Annotated in this window: 18 protein-coding genes; 8 read left to right on the plus strand and 10 right to left on the minus strand. The window is 42.1% G+C overall.

Annotated features, from left to right (window positions below):
• Positions 1 to 12: 12 nt before the first annotated feature.
• Both hpaE and hpaI read right to left on the minus strand, forming a co-directional pair.
• Entirely contained in the window at positions 13 to 1,533 is a 1,521-nt protein-coding gene (gene hpaE, locus JOC54_RS12420; RefSeq protein WP_204466566.1) for a 5-carboxymethyl-2-hydroxymuconate semialdehyde dehydrogenase, read from the minus strand.
• 20 nt (positions 1,534 to 1,553) lie between these two features.
• Positions 1,554 to 2,465, minus strand: coding sequence for a 2,4-dihydroxyhept-2-ene-1,7-dioic acid aldolase (gene hpaI, locus JOC54_RS12425; protein WP_204466567.1), 912 nt, complete (start codon positions 2,463 to 2,465; stop codon positions 1,554 to 1,556).
• Between the two features lie 156 nt (positions 2,466 to 2,621).
• Between hpaI and JOC54_RS12430 the strand changes: the two genes are divergently transcribed.
• Genes JOC54_RS12430 through JOC54_RS12445 form a run of 4 tightly spaced genes read left to right on the plus strand, consistent with a single transcriptional unit; the run spans position 2,622 to position 5,435 of the window.
• Positions 2,622 to 3,512 carry a LysR family transcriptional regulator gene (locus JOC54_RS12430; RefSeq protein ID WP_204466568.1) on the plus strand — a complete coding sequence of 297 codons (891 nt, stop codon included), beginning with the start codon at positions 2,622 to 2,624 and terminating at the stop codon, positions 3,510 to 3,512.
• A 24-nt stretch (positions 3,513 to 3,536) separates the two neighbouring features.
• Complete coding sequence (locus JOC54_RS12435; RefSeq protein WP_204466569.1) at positions 3,537 to 4,274, plus strand: fumarylacetoacetate hydrolase family protein; 738 nt, start codon at positions 3,537 to 3,539, stop codon at positions 4,272 to 4,274.
• On the plus strand, positions 4,274 to 5,068 hold the full coding sequence (locus tag JOC54_RS12440) for a fumarylacetoacetate hydrolase family protein (protein WP_204466570.1): 795 nt from the start codon (positions 4,274 to 4,276) through the stop codon (positions 5,066 to 5,068). Before JOC54_RS12435 ends, JOC54_RS12440 begins: the two co-directional genes overlap by 1 nt.
• Entirely contained in the window at positions 5,049 to 5,435 is a 387-nt protein-coding gene (locus tag JOC54_RS12445; RefSeq protein WP_035419337.1) for a 5-carboxymethyl-2-hydroxymuconate Delta-isomerase, read from the plus strand. The genes JOC54_RS12440 and JOC54_RS12445 overlap by 20 nt, the downstream gene beginning before the upstream one ends.
• Before the next feature lie 73 nt (positions 5,436 to 5,508).
• Here the strand turns inward: JOC54_RS12445 and ykzS are convergent, their stop codons facing one another.
• From ykzS to JOC54_RS12465, 4 genes are all read right to left on the minus strand, one after another.
• A complete protein-coding gene (gene ykzS / locus JOC54_RS12450; RefSeq protein ID WP_035419334.1) occupies positions 5,509 to 5,703 on the minus strand; it encodes a protein YkzS in 195 nt (64 codons plus the stop codon).
• Between the two features lie 94 nt (positions 5,704 to 5,797).
• A complete protein-coding gene (fdhA, locus tag JOC54_RS12455; protein ID WP_204466571.1) occupies positions 5,798 to 7,012 on the minus strand; it encodes a formaldehyde dehydrogenase, glutathione-independent in 1,215 nt (404 codons plus the stop codon).
• Positions 7,013 to 7,090: 78 nt separating this feature from the next.
• A complete protein-coding gene (locus tag JOC54_RS12460) occupies positions 7,091 to 7,513 on the minus strand; it encodes a GlcG/HbpS family heme-binding protein (protein ID WP_437183541.1) in 423 nt (140 codons plus the stop codon).
• A 154-nt stretch (positions 7,514 to 7,667) separates the two neighbouring features.
• A complete protein-coding gene (locus JOC54_RS12465) occupies positions 7,668 to 8,549 on the minus strand; it encodes an Ltp family lipoprotein (RefSeq protein WP_204466573.1) in 882 nt (293 codons plus the stop codon).
• Positions 8,550 to 8,950: 401 nt separating this feature from the next.
• On the opposite strand from JOC54_RS12465, the gene JOC54_RS12470 reads away from it, so the two are divergent.
• Positions 8,951 to 9,268 carry a hypothetical protein gene (locus tag JOC54_RS12470; RefSeq protein WP_204466574.1) on the plus strand — a complete coding sequence of 106 codons (318 nt, stop codon included), beginning with the start codon at positions 8,951 to 8,953 and terminating at the stop codon, positions 9,266 to 9,268.
• Positions 9,269 to 9,291: 23 nt separating this feature from the next.
• On the opposite strand, the gene JOC54_RS12475 is transcribed toward JOC54_RS12470, so the two are convergent.
• Together JOC54_RS12475 and glsA are read right to left on the minus strand one after the other, a co-directional pair.
• Positions 9,292 to 11,400, minus strand: coding sequence for a DEAD/DEAH box helicase (locus tag JOC54_RS12475; RefSeq protein WP_204466575.1), 2,109 nt, complete (start codon positions 11,398 to 11,400; stop codon positions 9,292 to 9,294).
• Between the two features lie 93 nt (positions 11,401 to 11,493).
• Positions 11,494 to 12,420, minus strand: coding sequence for a glutaminase A (gene glsA, locus JOC54_RS12480; RefSeq protein WP_035419326.1), 927 nt, complete (start codon positions 12,418 to 12,420; stop codon positions 11,494 to 11,496).
• 229 nt (positions 12,421 to 12,649) lie between these two features.
• Between glsA and JOC54_RS12485 the strand changes: the two genes are divergently transcribed.
• Positions 12,650 to 12,838 carry a hypothetical protein gene (locus JOC54_RS12485; RefSeq protein ID WP_035419325.1) on the plus strand — a complete coding sequence of 63 codons (189 nt, stop codon included), beginning with the start codon at positions 12,650 to 12,652 and terminating at the stop codon, positions 12,836 to 12,838.
• Between the two features lie 151 nt (positions 12,839 to 12,989).
• A complete protein-coding gene (locus JOC54_RS12490) occupies positions 12,990 to 13,313 on the plus strand; it encodes a 2Fe-2S iron-sulfur cluster-binding protein (RefSeq protein WP_204466576.1) in 324 nt (107 codons plus the stop codon).
• A gap of 50 nt (positions 13,314 to 13,363) precedes the next feature.
• Here JOC54_RS12490 and JOC54_RS12495 read toward each other — a convergent pair whose 3' ends face one another.
• Entirely contained in the window at positions 13,364 to 13,888 is a 525-nt protein-coding gene (locus tag JOC54_RS12495) for a 5' nucleotidase, NT5C type (RefSeq protein ID WP_204466577.1), read from the minus strand.
• Positions 13,889 to 14,069: 181 nt separating this feature from the next.
• Here JOC54_RS12495 and JOC54_RS12500 point away from each other — a divergent pair, with 181 nt between their 5' ends.
• The gene (locus JOC54_RS12500; RefSeq protein WP_204466578.1) at positions 14,070 to 14,750 is read left to right on the plus strand and encodes a PspA/IM30 family protein; all 681 of its coding nucleotides are present in this window, start codon (positions 14,070 to 14,072) and stop codon (positions 14,748 to 14,750) included.
• 299 nt (positions 14,751 to 15,049) lie between these two features.
• Here JOC54_RS12500 and JOC54_RS12505 read toward each other — a convergent pair whose 3' ends face one another.
• A complete protein-coding gene (locus JOC54_RS12505; protein ID WP_204466579.1) occupies positions 15,050 to 17,455 on the minus strand; it encodes a septation ring formation regulator EzrA in 2,406 nt (801 codons plus the stop codon).
• Between the last annotated feature and the right edge of the window lie 80 nt (positions 17,456 to 17,535).

Consider the following 17,535-nt stretch of genomic DNA (forward strand, 5'->3'; position numbering starts at 1 on the left):
AAACGCCCCCCGTTATTTTTTCTTTCCAAATTGCGGAATAGGATGATCGCCAAGCGCAATGTGAATCGCTTTTGGCTCTGTATAAAATTCAAACATCGCGTAATGCCCGCCTTCACGACCGATTCCACTCGCTTTCATTCCACCGAATGGAATGCGCAAGTCACGAACATTCTGTGCATTGACCCAAATCATCCCTGCATCCACAGCTTGGGCAACGCGGTGGCCTCTTTGTAAATCATTCGTCCACACATAGCCCGCTAAGCCGTATTCAACGTCATTTGCTGCGTCAATCACTTCTTGCTCGTCTTCAAATTCAATAATTGCAACTACCGGTCCGAAAATTTCTTCCTGACAGACACGCATATGATTTTCTGCATTTAAAAGCAGCGTTGGTGGCACAAAATTCCCATCGACTAATGCATCAGGCACAGCCCCTTGATACACGTCACAACCTTCTTCTTTTGCAAGGTCAATATAGCTCTTTACTTTGTTCATATGTTCTTTACTTATAAGTGGTCCAAGCTGAGTCGTCTGATCCATCGAATCACCTAACGTTAAATGATCGACTCGCTCTTTCATCGCTTCAACAAACCGATCTTTTATGCTCTTATGAAGAAAAACTCTAGAGTTAGCTGTGCAGCGCTCTCCGTTAAACGAGAAGATCCCCCAAACCGCTGCATCAAGCGCACGTTCAAAGTTTGCATCTTCGAAAACGATTAAAGGCGACTTTCCACCAAGCTCCATCGATGTTTTCTTTAATGTATCGGCTGCGTTTTTAATGATCGTCGTTCCTGTTGTTGTTTCTCCTGTAAACGAGATCGCAGCGACATCTTTATGCGCAACCAAAGCAGCACCAGCCGTTTCTCCGTATCCATGAACAACATTAAACACGCCTGCTGGCAAACCAGCTCGATCAATTACTTCCGCCAATTTATTAACCGTGAGTGGCGACAGTTCCGCAGGCTTCAAAACAACCGTATTTCCTGTCGCGAGCGCCGGAGCAACCTTCCACGTTTCTAGCATAAACGGGGCATTCCAAGGCGTAATTAATCCAACAACGCCAATCGGTTTGTAAACGGTATAGTTAAGAAATGCTTGATCAACTGGGTAAGACTCACCATGTAAAACGGACTGCACCATTCGTGCATAGAAGCGGAAATTTTCTGCAGCACGTGCCGTCATTTTTTTCGTTTGGCTAATAGGTAATCCTGTATCAAGAGCTTCCAGATGAGCGATCTCATCAATGTCTTCATCAATTAAATCGGCAATCCGGTTAATGTAAACCATCCGTTTTTCAACCGTCATCGATCCCCAAGGCCCCCTTTTAAAAGCGCGCGAGGCCGCTTCAACCGCTTCATCAATATCACGCTCATCTCCAGAAGCAACTTGATTAAGCTCTTTATTTTTAAACGGATCAATGTTCGCGAAAGATTCGTTGGATCTCGCTTCAACAAAAGACCCATTGATATAGTGCTGGATGTCTCTCACTTGAACGTCTTCTCTTTTCCAAACCGTCTGCGTTTGTTGGCTCATGATTAGACTTCCTCCTTAACTTATGAGTTTGTAACGACTTCTACGTAGTCTTGTAATACGGTACGAATCTCTTCTTGAAGTTCTTTTGTTGGAACGTCCATCGGCATTCTTAATACCGGTTTTGTTTTGCCCATCATTCCGAGAGCGGCTTTTAACGGTGCTGGATTTGTGTCTTTAAACAAAACGTCGTTTAACGGCATGAGCTCATAATGTAGATTTAAAGCACGATTGACTTCACCTGCTTGCCAAGCATCATAGATTTCAGCTACTTTACCCGGAACAAGATTAGCCGTTGCACTAATATGTCCCGCACCACCAATTGCTAGCATCGGATAACAAAGCAATTCAATGCCTGAATACAATAGAAAATCACGGCCGCACTCAAGCAATACGCGGTTCACATGCTCGAAATCTTTATTCGATTCTTTGACGCCAATAATGTTTTCACAGTCTTTGCTTAATTGAGCCAATGTTTTTACGTGCAGATTGGTCGCTGTTCGACCGGGAATATTGTAAATAATAATCGGAATATCGACCGCGTCGGCAACCGCTTTGAAATGTTTGTACAGCGCATGTTGAGATGGACGATTGTAATAAGGAACAATAATTAGAGCCGCATCAGCACCCAGTTCCTTCGCTTTTTTTGTTAAATACAACGTCTCTTGATGGTTCGTTGATCCTGTCCCCGGCACAAATGGCACGCGTCCGTTCACTTGCTTGGCAGCTGTCTCCATCAACAGGACCCGCTCTTCAATCGTTAATGAACTCGGCTCTCCTGTTGTGCCTGTAACGGAGATTGCATGACTGCCGCTTTCAATATGCCAGTCAATTAATGAACAAAAAGTAGCTAAATCAAGCGTTTCATCTTCATTAAATGGTGTGACAACTGGTGCAATGGATCCTCTTAATTTTTTCTTCACTTCTTCATACATATGAATCACTCCCTTTATGAATGCGCTTACAAAAAGTCTTTGCATATACTCTAGCACGTGGTAAAGTATAGGAAAAATATTAGTTTTGTATCAAGTACATACGCATTAAGTATAGTTTGCTCATCTTACACGCTATAGGTGAAGGAGTGATGACTTGTGGACTTAAAGCGATTGCGGTATTTTCGCGAAATAGCGAAACAGGGGCAGATTACAAAAGCAGCAAAATCGTTGCATATGGCGCAGCCTCCTTTAAGCCAGCAGCTCCGAATTTTTGAGGAAGAGTTAAACGTGATGTTGTTTGAACGAAAAGGCAGGCGATTGCTCTTAACTGAGGCAGGAGAAGCGCTTTATCAACGTTCAGAACATCTACTTGATGAGCTGGACGAGTTGGAAAAAGAAATACGGGAAACGGGCCTCGGCTTACGTGGGACGTTGCGTCTAGGAGCTGTCAAATCATGTTTTGCTTACCTTCCTGAACGAATGAAAAAATTCCATAAACGTTATCCAAATGTTTCTTTTTCTCTACGACAGGGAGACAGTTACTTAATTAGCGAGCTCGTAAAAGCACGAGAAGTTGAAATTGGGCTCATTCGCATGCCTCTTAACCTAGATAATTTTGACTACTATCACTTAGTAAAAGAACCTTATGTTGTTGTTTATCCATCGTCATTTCAACAGTTTGCCGCTCCATCCATTGATTTAACCGAACTTGCCACCACTCCTTTGCTTTTACTCCACCGCATAAGCGGTACAGGTCAATATGAACAAATTATAGAAGCTTTTACGAATAAAGGGCTTCATCCACAAATCCTTTGTGAATGTCCAGATGTTTCTATGCTTCTATCACTTGTATCAAGCGGTCTTGGGGTTACAATCGTGCCAAAATCGACTTTACTTGCTTTCCAACCCCCTCATACTTCAGTCACAGCAATTAGACAAACTCAACTAGAAACAGAGTCTGCATTTATTTGGTTAAGGGACCGTTACTTATCAAAAGCTGCTCTTCGCTTCATTGAAAGCTGTATTCAAAATAATGAATCCCCATAATAAATAACTAAAGGAGGTTTTTATGTGACACGGATAACTGGTAATTATAACGGAAAACAATTTCATGGTATGCGGAGCGCATTCGCGACAGATCGTAACTATGATTGCCCCATAACAGGTACAATTTACGGTTGTTTGCTAAATGAAGTAAATGCGCTAAAAGCTAACGCTCCTCGTTTTACTGAAAAACCCTATATAGCTCCACCTCTGGCACCCATCCTTTACATAAAACCGGAGAATACAAAGGCGGGTCACGGAGCAGAAGTAACGCTACCACCTTCTGCAAGTCATGTTCATGTCGGTGCTACCCTAGGGGTTATCATTGGCAAAACAGCTTCTTCTGTCAAAATCGAGGATGCGCTTCATTACGTTTCTGGCTATACCATTGTCAGCGATCTTTCCCTACCTCACGATTCTTTTTTTCGCCCTGCCGTTAAATACCGCGCACTTGATGGATTTAATCCAGCTGGACCTTGGATCGTCAACAAAGATGCAGTCAGCGACCCAAATAACCTGTTGATTGTAACAACTATTAATAACGAACAAACAGCTACATTCCATACATCTCAGCTTGTCCGTTCTGTCGAACAGCTCATTAGCGAAGTAACTGAATTCATGACGCTGCAACAAGGTGACTGTTTACTAGTTGGTACACCAAGCGAGCTGCCTCTGGCAAAACAAAGCGATCAAATTGACATTTATATTGCAGAAATTGGACAGTTAAATCATGCTATTGCAGCTGAAAAAAAGGAGGCTGGCTAATGAGAACAGCACGTGTCGCAGCAAACGGTGTTGTCCAGCAGGCCGTTTCTTTACCCGATGGAACATTGCAGTTAGAAAACGGGCAATTGCTCAAAGAGACAGATGTCGTATTTTTGCCTCCTGTTAAGCCACGAACTGTCTTTGTACTTGGATTAAACTACGCTGATCATGCTGGTGAGCTTTCTTTTAAAGCGCCAGAAGAGCCACTTGTCTTCTTAAAAGGACCGAATACGTTTGTTGGACATCGATCTCTTACCTACCGACCTGACTCAGCTCAGCAGATGCATTATGAATGCGAACTTGGCGTTGTCATTGGAAAAACGGGCAAACACATTAAGCGAGAAGACGCGTATCACTATGTCAAAGGCTATACAATAGCCAATGATTACGCCATTCGAGATTATCTGGAAAACTATTATCGACCTAATTTACGTGTAAAAAACCGTGATACATGCACACCGATTGGTCCTTATCTTGTTGATGCTGAAGCTATTGACGATCCTATGAATCTCGCATTAAGAACGTACGTAAATGGCGAATTAAAACAAGAAGGCAACACATGTGACATGATTTTTGACATCCCTTTTTTAATTGAATACTTAAGCTCTTTCATGACGTTAAGCCCAAACGACATCATTTTAACTGGCACGCCAAAAGGACTAGCAAATGTGTTCGCTGGAGACGAGGTCATAACCGAAATTCAGCAAATTGGTAGGTTGGTGAATACGATCGCCGGAGATGAAACGTTTACGCCAAAAAAAGGAGCAGATCGTCATGCCTCATATCATCGTTGAGTACACGAATAATTTAGTTGCAGATATAAACGTCAATCAATTACTCCCGTCCCTTCACGAGGTGTTCCTTGCTCAACCAGAAACCTTCCCTATCGGTGGTATCCGTTCAAGAGCCATTGCCTTGGAACACTACTATGTGGCGGATGGGGCAGACAGCAACGACGCTTTTGTCCATCTTACTTTGAAGATTGGAGCAGGACGAACAAAAACAGAAAAAGATCACACTTGCACTGCTTTATTTGCCGTTTTAACAGACCACTTCTCTAAGACTTTTACGCAAAGATCCCTTGCTCTTTCCCTTGAACTCTATGAATTTGGAACGGACGGTACATTAAAGAAAAATACCATTCATGAACGCTATCGCTAGGTTTTCAAGGCAGTCTTAAAAGCGTACTCTAAATGAGTACGCTTTACATGTATTCAACTTGATGGAAGTACGATTAAGCAGTCCACCCAGGCTGATACGTATAAATGATTGCGCCGAAATGTTGTGCATTCCCACGAAAATCTTTGATGTCGTCTTGACTAATCAATGTTTCTCTGAAGACTGGAAAATCTTCTTTTGCCACTTTATATTGATCCAACTCTTTGTTTCTTAATTGTTGTATGATCTGTTCAGCCTGTTCTTTATCCATCGTTTGAACTCCTTTAAACAACGTTCTTTTTATCTATTATGCCAAAAATAAAACGAGCAAGGAAGCCCTCGCTCGTTAAGATGCTAACCTATTTTTAATTCAACACACCATGAGGGTCAATGACAAACTTCTTCGCAGCCCCGCCATCAAAATCATTGTACCCAGCAGGCGCTTCATCAAGAGAAATCACCGTCGCATTAACCGCCTTAGCGATTTGCGCTTTATCGGACATGATTAACTTCATTAACTGGCGATTATACTGCATAGCGGGTGTTTGTCCAGTAACAAAGGTATGTGCTTTCGCCCAACCTTGTCCAAAACGAACTTTAAGTGAACCCACCTTAGCGTCTTCATCAGATGCTCCGGGATCTTCCGTCACATACAAGCCTGGTATTCCAAGCCTTCCTCCCGCTTGTGTGACTTCCATAATCGCATTTAACACAGCAGCAGGTTGTTCGCTACCGCCTTCTCCATGACCTGTGGCCTCGAAACCAACGGCATCGACAGCAGCATCGACTTCTGGAACTCCTAGAATTTGCTCGATTTGTTCACCAAGTCGATCATGTTTTGCTAGATTAACTGTTTCACAACCAAAGCTCCTTGCTTGTTGCAAACGCTCTTCGTTCAGGTCACCAACTATGACGGTTGATGCCCCGAGCAACTGAGCCGAATGAGCAGCGGCAAGACCAACTGGGCCTGCCCCAGCTACATAGACAGTCGAACCAATTCCTACGCCAGCTGTATATGCTCCGTGAAACCCTGTTGGAAAAATATCAGATAACATCGTTAAATCAAGTATCTTCTCCATTGCTTTTTCTTTATTTGGAAACTTGAGTAGCTGGAAATCAGCATACGGAACCATGACATATTCCGACTGACCACCGACCCAGCCGCCCATATCTACGTATCCGTAGGCTGAACCTGGGCGCTCCGGATTTACGTTTGTACAGATATGCGTTTTTCTCTCTTGGCACATCACACAACGACCGCAGGCAATGTTAAATGGCACAGACACCAAATCACCTTTTTGAATAAATTCAACGTCGCGCCCAACCTCAATTACTTCGCCTGTAATCTCATGACCGAGCACTAGACCTTCAGGAGCAGTTGTCCGCCCCCGCACCATATGCTGATCGCTCCCACATATATTTGTTGTAAGCACTTTCAGAATAACACCATGTTCACATTTTCTTCCTACGTTTGCAGCAGGTACTCCTGGACCGTCTTTTAAGACAAGATCTGGGTATTCAATATCCTGTATTTCGACACCTTTTTTACCCATGTAGACAACACCACGATTTCCGACCACGCTGATTCCTCCTCGTAAAGATTTATTTAATCCATTCGGTATAAATGAGTGGTTTTCAAATTCGTTTGTAGCTGACGCCTATCTCATCTTTTCAACTTGTTGTGTAAATAGTTCTGCCCCTGCTTCAGCAACTCGAATATCGTTTTCAACCGAACTACCGCTCACGCCAATCGCGCCAACAATGCCATTCTCATTCTCTAACGGAATACCTCCACCAAACACAACAATTCGTCCATTGTTCGTTGTATTCAATCCAAAAAGTTCTGAATGCGGTGTTGTAGCTTCAGCTAAATCAGCCGTTTTCGTTTTTAAAGCGACCGCCGTCCATGCTTTGTTCTCAGCAATATCGATACTTGCAAGCCATGCATCATCCATTCGATGCGAAGCAATTAAATTTCCACCGTCATCAACAATTGTAATAACCATTTGTACACCGATTCGTTCAGCCTCTTCTTCGGCACGTGCGATTAGTTCTTTTGCTACTTCTAAACCGAGCTTCATTAATCCCATTCTCCTCTCATTTAATAGAATTGAAGGAATAATCCTATTCTTCTATTACCTTGTCACTGTTTTTCAAACGCACAATTCCATTTTTTTTGATAAATTCACACTAAAAACCCGTCATGATTTTTCATGACGGGTTAACACTTTCTATTTAAAGTCCTACAGCATCAACAGCTGCTGTTGCATCAGCTTGAGAAAAGCCTTCAAAAATTAACTGATCAATTAACCCTGATCGAGAGAATGATGAGTAATCGAGATAGTCTTGTGCCATTATTACAGCTTGTTCTGGCCAGTCAACATGTATTGTCTCTACCCCATAAGTTGCATCTTCACTACTGAATCCTTCAAATTCTAGTTGATCAACTAATCCGCTTTTTGAAAACGCCGAGTATTGGATGTAGCTCTCAGCTGTTAACACTGCCTGTTCTGACCAATCCACCTCAATTGCTTCTACAGCATATGTAGCATCCGCTGTATTAAACCCTTCGAATTCTAGCTGGTCAATTAACCCGCTTTTTGAAAACGCGGAATAGTCCAAGTAGCTCAGAGACATTGCAATTGCCTGCTGTTGTGATGCCGTAGCTGCATTTGCTTCTTCCTCGGCTTTACGCTCTGCCTCTTCCTCTGCCTGCTTCTCCGCTTCTTCTTCGGCTTTACGCTCTGCCTCTTCCTCTGCCTGCTTCTCCGCTTCTTCTTCGGCTTTACGCTCTGCCTCTTCTTCTGCCTGCTTCTTCGCTTCTTCCTCGGCTTTACGTTCTGCCTTTTCTTCAGCTAAGTTCTCTGCCTCATGATCAGAACCTTCTTTTGCTTCTCCATTAGAACTTGTAACTGCAGCAGCTTCATCTTCTACTGGATCGGCCGTCACTCCAAACAAAACTAAAAACAAAATCATCCCAATAACAGATAATGTCATCGCTTTCCCTCTACTTCTTCGCTCGTTTGGAAGCCACCAGAGCGCAAGCTGAGGTTTAATTAATCCAACTATAAATAAAACCATCGATAAGATAAATAAAAGAAAAAACAAATCGTTCATATGTTTCCTCCCCATGTTTTATGTATTTTTGGGTTTTAAAAATAACGTATAACGCATCAACTAGATAAAATGAACTAGGTTAATTGTACGAAATTTTTATCTTAAAACAAAGCATTTTTTTATGCATGTTGATACAGTGAAAGCCATTCATACTGTCGCACGTTCTTTTATTCAAATGATGGAATAAAAATTTGTTTACTTGACGTTAATTTTCCCAATAATTCCATCATCCCAGAAGGAGTATATCGCTTATTTACTATAATATTCTCTATTTTTTACTTTAATCTATGAAAAAAAGAGACAATAGACTGCTATTTTTCCCAACACAGAATAGATTGATTATTCTATTAAAAACTGCTATGTTTGAAATGTAAAAACTACTAATAATTAGGAGGCATTACATGAAAACAGTAAAAATGAGTATGGTGACGATTATGGCGGTTCTAGCGATGGTTGTTTTCCCACAAGGGGACATGCAGGCTGCTCCGCAACAAGCAGGTACAAATGCGCAGGTTGATAGAGATGTGACGATTCAAAATAGTAGAGTTGTAACGGTTCAGCGTTTTTATTCTAGCAACCAATCAATTCCTAATACCATTCGTTATAACCAAGGAGGATATTCTGGTACACTCCAACGAGTTAGTACGAACAGTGAATTTGGTGGTCACACTGTTACTTACAGAGGAACTGTGTACTGCTCTGGCACTTGTCCAATTTAAACAACAAACACCCAGTTGCCTCGTCAACTGGGTGTTTGCTCATTCATAAAAAGCTCTGGTTCTTCCAGTTTTAATAACTCCACCTCAAGTCGCTTGCGAAACAGCAGCTTATTCCACCCGAAGTAAATCGGCAGAAAACTCGATTCCTCACTCCAGCAAGCATCAATATAGGCTTTTTTTGCTTGTCCAACTAACTTTTCTTCGTGTATTTTTTGCGCAATGACAGCCAAATCTACTTTATGACGATCTTTAAAATAGCGAAAAATTGGTTTTTGCTTCGTTTCGTTATAAAAGAGTATGATCGTTTCAACATCTTCTCTTCGATATCCAAATTGATTTGTTAGTCCTGGAAAATAATCTTTTTCAACCTCCCATATGTTTTGGCTGGGCTTTAATTTCGGCAAAGCTTCCACAAACAATTGATACTCCTTTTCAAGAACTTCGTAAACAAGGATATCGATCGTTTCCCCATCCGGATTCTTCAATTTGGTAAAAGAATAGACGCCGACGGGAATTGTTTTATTATATGGAAGGTGATCAATCTGCTCACTAGTGGGAATTTGTTTAAACAATTGTTCATAGTGCTCGAGAGGGATCGTACGACTCTGCACAATCTCTTTCTCTCTTATTCTGCTAGTTGGTTGACTTGCTGATTCATCTACATAAAGCGTTTGCGGTAGAACCCATGTAAGCGTGTCATGCCAATTATCTTGAAAATAAACAATAGATGCTTTTTCCGTACCCCCAGCTTCCGTTCCCCGCAGTGCTCGACCAACCATTTGCGTCATCAATATTCTTGATGTTGTCGGTCTTGTCAGCAATACGGTTTGAACATCGGGTAGATCCGTTCCTTCCGTTAACATGTTCACATTAATGATGACATCAAGCTTATTTGTCTTAAATTGGTGGAGCGTAGCATCTCTATGTTGATTGGATTCTTTTTCTTGCGAAATAACATAGGCGGCTCGCACTCCTTTTGCCCGAAACAGCACAGTCAGAAGAACCGCATGTTTTCGGTTAATGGCAAACACAATTGTTTTCCCGTACGCATCCTTGTTTGATACATATTCCTTTACAATGACATCATTTCGTTTTTTGTGATCAATTAATTGAGAAGCAATTCGCTCTGGTAGTTGATCAAAATGGTTAATCTGTTCTTTCTCTAAATCTGTTAAATAAATGGGTTCCCCTGCATTCAGTTTTACTTCTTTAAAATATGGATCAGCTAAAATTCCTCGTGCGATTAAAGTTCTTAAATCGATCTTATAAATGAGATCGTCGCGAAAGCTTTTCTTTAAAAGACCTTTCTCTTCTTCGATTGTCCGAAAGGGCGTGGCCGTAAGTCCAAGGATTTTCGGATTCGCATAACGCTTTAATTCATTTAAAACGACTTGATACGTGTTCGCTGTTGCATGATGTGCCTCATCTACAATAACAAGCAGTTCCTCATCTTCTCTCAACCATCGCTCCGTAAAAAGCTGGATGGCATTGGCGAGACTCATACATGTCGCAATAACGACGTCATCCATCGCCGTTACCTCTGTAATCGAATCGTGTTCGCTATGACCTGAAATTAAACGACAAGTAAACGATTTTCGCTTAGAAAGCAAACTCTTTACAGCGAGCGTTTCAATTGAATGATATGCCTGTTCCAACAAGTCATGGCGATGAGCAAGCCACAACACTTTTCTCTTATTTCGAATCCCATGCGAAAGCAACCACTGCACAGCCACAATCGTTTTTCCCCCACCTGTAGGAATAGATAGAATGCCAGAAAATCGCTCATGCATTTGTTTATTTATCGCCCTGAGCGCTTGTTCCTGATGAACATACAGTCTGAGTGGTTCAGCCTGATCTTTTACTAGAACTTGACGTGCAAATTGGTTTACTCTCTTCTCCGAAAAGGTCAGCCACTGCTCCATTTTCACTTGATGCCAAGGTACTTTCTTTGACGTGTAAGCTTCTAACTCATACTTATCGAGCCAATAGGTTATTTCTTTTATGAGTGCTTTGCTTCTGCGCTTCTGCCCGAGCCGAGTTAAAAAAGACCGCATCTTAATGGTCATCCGCTTCTGTTTTCGCGCCAGCACTTCTTGCTTTAATTGTTTTAATTCACTACTTATCTGTTTCATTCCATTACGTCTCCCTACTTTTCCGCCATCCGATTATACGCGATAACAGCTTTAGAGGAAATACAAAAAAGCAAGCCACTTTTTGTGACCTGCTTAGAACATGCTAAAAGAATATTGTTTTGACATCATCTCCAGCAGCTTCATCCCAGCGATTGAATTTCCTCGCTCATCAAGTGAGGGACCACATATTCCAATTCCACATTTCTTCGGTATTGCCCCCATGATGCCCCCAGACACACCACTTTTAGCGGGTATTCCTACATTAATAGCGAATTCACCTGAGGCATTATACATGCCGCACGTTACCATAAATGTTTTACAAATCCGAGCTACATCAAGCGGAACGAGTTGCTCATCCGTCTCTGGATCTCGACCATCCATTGCAAACACACAGCCTATTCTCGCTAAATCCATGCAATTCATCTCAATTGCGCACTGCTTCGTATACAAGTCAATTAGTCCTTCAATTTTTTCATCAATCGCACCATGCTGTTTCATAAAAAAAGCCAGTGCTCGGTTTAAGTGCGCTGTCTCGTACTCCGATTTTGCAATTTCTTCATTATAATCAATGTCTTTATTGCTAGAAAGGCAGCGAACAAACTCGAGTAGACGTTCAAACCGATGGGACACCGAAGACCCTTTTATCATATGAGTTACCGCAAGCGCTCCTGCATTAATCATCGGATTAAGCGGCTTTGAAGTAGTTGTTTCCAATTTAGCAATGGAATTAAACGGGTCTCCCGTTGGCTCTTTGCCCACCCACTGAAAAACATGTTCCTCTCCATGATCAATTAATGCGAGCGCAAGCGCGAGCACTTTGGATATACTTTGCAATGTAAAATTTTCTTTTGTATCTCCAGCTGAATAAAGACGCCCATCTGGATAAAATAAAGCGACAGAAAGTTTAGCCTGATCTGCTTCAGCAAGAGCAGGTATGTAATCAGCAACCTTCCCATCAGGACAGAGATCTTTTGCCTGATTAACGAGGAGCTGTAACTCATCATTCGAACGGCATAACATCTAACACCACTCCTTTTTCTTTTCTCTACTAAGATTGACTAATTTACTTCACTCATACATAGACCCATTCCCTTGTCTTATCAAAACAAATCATTCAGAGACTTTATCCGCTTTCTTTACAACTTGTTTAGACACTTTCACGTATTGTTTAGCAGCTGTTTAATAGTTATGGGAGGACATCCAGGGTACACTAAACGGTATAAAGGAAATGTTCATAGGAGTGAACGCGATGTATACATCTGAAGATCTACAAGCAATTGAAAATCATGCAAGTAAACTAATCCCAACGGCAACGAGTGAGCTGTCTGCTTACTTACGCGCAATTGAAGAATATGTTCGGAAGAAACGTAAAAGCTTGAGCTTCGAACAAGCAGAGCATTTAGAAACTCAGTTACTCGTTCATTACGGCTTAGAATAACACAACTTATCGCCACATATAATTGCCCTTTTTTCATTAGATCGTTTATCCTTTCTCATGAGTTTCATGAAAGTCATTCATGCTCTGAGTGTTTCATGCTAAACTTAATGAAAGAGAGAAAAAAAGCATCTATAAAGGGGTTATAACGCTCATGCCAATTATTCACGTTGAAGGGTACCACTCATTTAAAGCAGAACAAGGAAAGAAGCTCGTTTTAGCACTGGAAGACAACGGTGTTGATATTCTTCACCGCTGTGGCGGCAATGCCCGTTGCACAACTTGTATTTGTGAGATTGTTGAAGGAGAAGTTGAGCCGATCGGCGAGGCGGAAGCAGGGATTCGCGAAAAGAAAGGCATCACTGCACCAAACTTACGCCTATCCTGTCAAATTAGAATCGAAAAAGACATGAAAGTAAAACCGTTGCGTACAGCAACGAGTGAACAGATGGATCCAGGGAAGCGCCCTGAAGAATGAAGAAGGTATACGAAAAGCCGAGACTTTAGACAAAGTCTCGGCTTTTTACGTTAATCTAAAAAATACGACCGCACTTCCTGCCAATTATTTACGCGCGTATACTCTGTCGTATGTACATTATGAGGAGCAGTGTATAAGATTCCTTCGCCAGTAAAACGTTCTAGCTGATAGACATTGTCATCAATTAAATAATCGGCTTTAATCACGCTTTTATCTCCACAAAAAACAAAATGCTGGTCATCTAAAAAAGGGAAATGTTCCTGAAGCCACTCATATTTTGCAGTGAAGGAAGAGGGGAAATGCATAGCAGCAGTCGCAATATACACTTCATATTTGCCCGACAACTCTTTAATGACCGCTTGGGCGTCCGGCATGACCTCAAGGTCTCTAAAATAACCAGGATCAACTAGATAATTGCGTAACGCTTCGGCCCGCTCTGGCCGAAGTTCGCGCAGCTTCTTCCCATGCAAGTCTTCTAAGGTAATCGCTTCTTGATAATCCGTATTATATAATGAGATGAATTTTTTCGTGAAGTCCGCCATAACCTCATCCATATCAATTGCAATTCGTTTCATCTGATTCTCCACTCCTTTAGCATCTGTATGTCTATAGCATACCACGAGCGCAGCTCTGAACAAACCTTGCTTCGCTGAATAAAAGTGAAACCATTTATGCATTCATAACGTAGAAATATCCATTACCGAACGAGTTATGGTATCGTAAGAATGTATAGATCAATTAAAGGGGGAAGGACCAATGTTTCGTTTTTTTAACCGTGTTCGCACAATTGTATCTTCCGAATTAAATTCTTTGCTTAACAAAGCTGAAGATCCAGGCAAAATGCTGGACCAATATTTACTTGATATGGAGAAAGACATTTCTGATGTTGAAGCAGCCGTTGCCAAACAAATAGCAAACGAGAAGCTTCTTAAGAAACAATATGACGAAGTCGCTGAGATTGTCGCGAAGCGCGAAGATCAAGCTATGCGAGCATTAGAATCTGGTGACGAAGGCTTAGCTCGTCGTGTTTTAGAAGATAAAAACAAACAACAAACGCAACGTGATTCACTAAAAGAATCTCATGAAGAGTCCGCAAAGTTATCAGAAGAACTGAAAGAAAAGTTACGCGAAATGAAAGATGAGTACCGTGACATGAATATGAAAAAAGATTCGTTAAAGGCCCGCTCAGAAAGTGCGAAAGCGCGTTCTAAGGTTAATGAATCCCTATCATCGATTGGTTCAAGTGGAGCTCGTGGCGGCTTTAACCGCATGGAAGAAAAAGTAATGCGCCAAGAAGCCGAAGCTGATGCATCAGGAGAGCTACGGAGCGACAATAAATCACTCGATGATGAGCTTGCCGCACTCGATAAGAACAGCGGAGTGGACAGCGAACTGGAAGCGTTAAAAGCAAAATTGAACAAGAAAAATGAAGCCTAACCCGTTTAAGCCTATCACGCTCTGCGGATAGGCTTTTTTCTTATTAGAAGATAATTAACGGAGACGGCTTTACTACTGCAAACCACCTTAGCACACGATTATAATGGGTCATTATTTCGCTTACCGTCAAGTCCTGTGAATCCCAAGTACTATGGGCAATCAGAAGCTAAAATGGCTTGATAACCTAAACTTCATAAAACATTGCTTGCTGCAAATCAATTAAGACTAGCGCCTTTCGTTCCATCCATACCTCCTTTATAAAAAAGGATGCCCTTAACCAGAGCATCCTTTGTCCACTATTAAAACTTTCTTCCGCCGCCTTTGCTCCGAAAACTGCCGCCACCGCCACGTGATGAGCCGCCGAAACTGCCTCCGCCGCCGCGCGAGGAACCGCCGCCAAAACCACCGCCGCCTCCACGGGAGGAGCCACCACGCGAACCGCCAGATCCCCAGCTTCCACCGCTAGAATTTCGGCTTGAATGTCTCATTGTACTAATGGTTGCCGCCGTTTGAGCGTTCCGAGCAATTCTCCGCTCCTCTTCCCGCATCTCGTCAACGATACGTCTAGCAATGTCTACCTCACTCTTGGCGCTTGCATAGGAACCTTGGCTAATCAAGCGGACAATTTGTTGTTGCGCCGTTTCAAACCGTCTTCTAAAGGAGGAACCGCTGAAGCTAAGTGAGAGTTTACGCGAGATACGCTGATAAGAAGCCGCTACATCCTGCCACTCTCGTTCAACTTGCCTCTTTTCCTCCTCCATCCTTGTCGCCTCATCTCTCATAAGGCTAAGCTGATGCGATGCTTCTGCTAGGTCCTGCTCAGAACTGCTTAGATTCAATGGCTTTTCCTTCAATCCTTGCTCAAGCAGCCTAATCGACCGCTCGGATTGATCAAGTAGCCCATTTGAAAGAGGTAGCACCAGCTGTTTGACTCTTGTTTCAGTTGCAGACCATTCCTGCTGCAACGATTGCGCCTTTTCTTCTAGTTGGTTTTTTTGTGCCTCTAACTGATCAAATGTATGGAAGCAATCGTTATACAATGATCTTGCAGATCCAAGCATCGTTTGGGCCTCAGTCAATTCTTGGTTCGCCTGTTTATAGTGTTGCGTCTGGTCATCATTCAGTGAAGCAATGACCGGCATTTTTGTTTTTAGTTCAGAAAGCTGTTTGATTAATTGCTGAAACGACTGCTCGATATGGGTCCAATGACTGGAATGATACGTTTCGCGCAATTTTTCTACTTCTACCGCAAACATTTCGTCAAGGCTCTGGAACCTACGAAGCTCCTTTTCCACTTCAAGGTAACTCTTTTTCGTTGCATCTCTTAATTGCACAAGGTATTCTACTTTTGTTTTAGCTTCAGCAATACTTTTTTGCATCGTTTCGTACTGCTGGTTCGCTTTTGCTGCATCGCCGTATTCTAGAGACTTCTTAAATGTCGAATAGTTGTCTCTCACTCCTTGCAAAAGAGCATATGGATCTTCGTCCACTAATAGGAGGTTTTCCCGTTTCACTATAATCTTAATATCCTCTTCCTGCTGCGCTACTTGATCGAGAACTTCATCCTGTTTTTCCAACAGTGCAGAAATAAGCTCGATATGCGCTTCAGCGGTCTCTATTAAGCTCTCTCCTTGGGTATAAAGATTAGCAGCTGTAATAAAGTCAAATGCCTCATCTGCCGCAACAATCTCCTCAAATTTCTTTTCTGCTTCCGCTATCTCATCCATAGCCTTTGTTAATTCATACGACGAGATTTGTTTTGCCTGCTTCGCTTTTTGCTGAATTTGATCCATTTGTCCACGCATTGATTTTATCTGAGACGAAATTTCCATCTCTTGATCAATCATCGTTTTCAAACGTGTTCTTTTTTCTTCAAGTTCAGTCTCCTGAGCTTCTGTTACCTGCATCAATCCTTTAATGGCAGCCGTAAATGCAGTCTTTTTTTGCTTTTGATTCTCTCCTATCCATTTGTTAAGCGCTTGCTCGTGATCTTTTGCTTCTGTTAAGAATTGAAACAACTCTTGGTGTAGCTCTTTAAATAACTCCTGCGTCTTTCCACGACTCAGCTCACTACGCTCATTCGCTTGATGATACGGCTCAAGCGTATCGGCAAGCACACGCTTTTGTCGATCAACAAGGGTATTAATCGAAGCTTGTCGCTCTTTTTTCTCATTTCTTTTCTTGATGAAAAACCCGACTACAATAAAACCGGCAAAACCGATCATCACAATGCTTATGATCATGCCATAAAATGATTCACTCGTGCGCTCCGTCTCAAACCATTCAATTAGCGCGGTAATTCCCTCTCCATCAGGTGAGTTCATAAAGGTCTGGTCAATAACCGATTCAATACTTGTTCCACCCAACACATCATCTACTTCAGAACCTGGTCGAATATTTACAAAGATCTCGCTTACATCCTCTACGATTAAGACCGACACATCAAAACCTTGCTGACCAACCTCATTCAATAACTCATCAGCTGCCTCAGCAATGTTCTGTTCGCCAACAGTCGGAACGGTTTGTATGTAATAATCAAAGTATGTATCATCCGCTTCTGCTTCAATTTGTTCCGCTTCCGTGCTCGAAAAAAACGATACATTGTCCTCTACAACTGCTTCTGCGTTGGCTTTGCTAGGAAACCAAAGCGTCATTATGACAAAAAGTGCTGTCCATGTAATTAAGCTCATTTTTGAGTTACTCATCATTCCGCCCCCTCTTCTCTCATTCTATTATACGTTAGGGAACTTACTTAGGTTGCTACATTTATAACATTCTTGTTTTT

It is taken from the genome of Shouchella xiaoxiensis (assembly GCF_016907895.1).
GTDB lineage: Bacteria > Bacillota > Bacilli > Bacillales > Bacillaceae_D > Shouchella > Shouchella xiaoxiensis.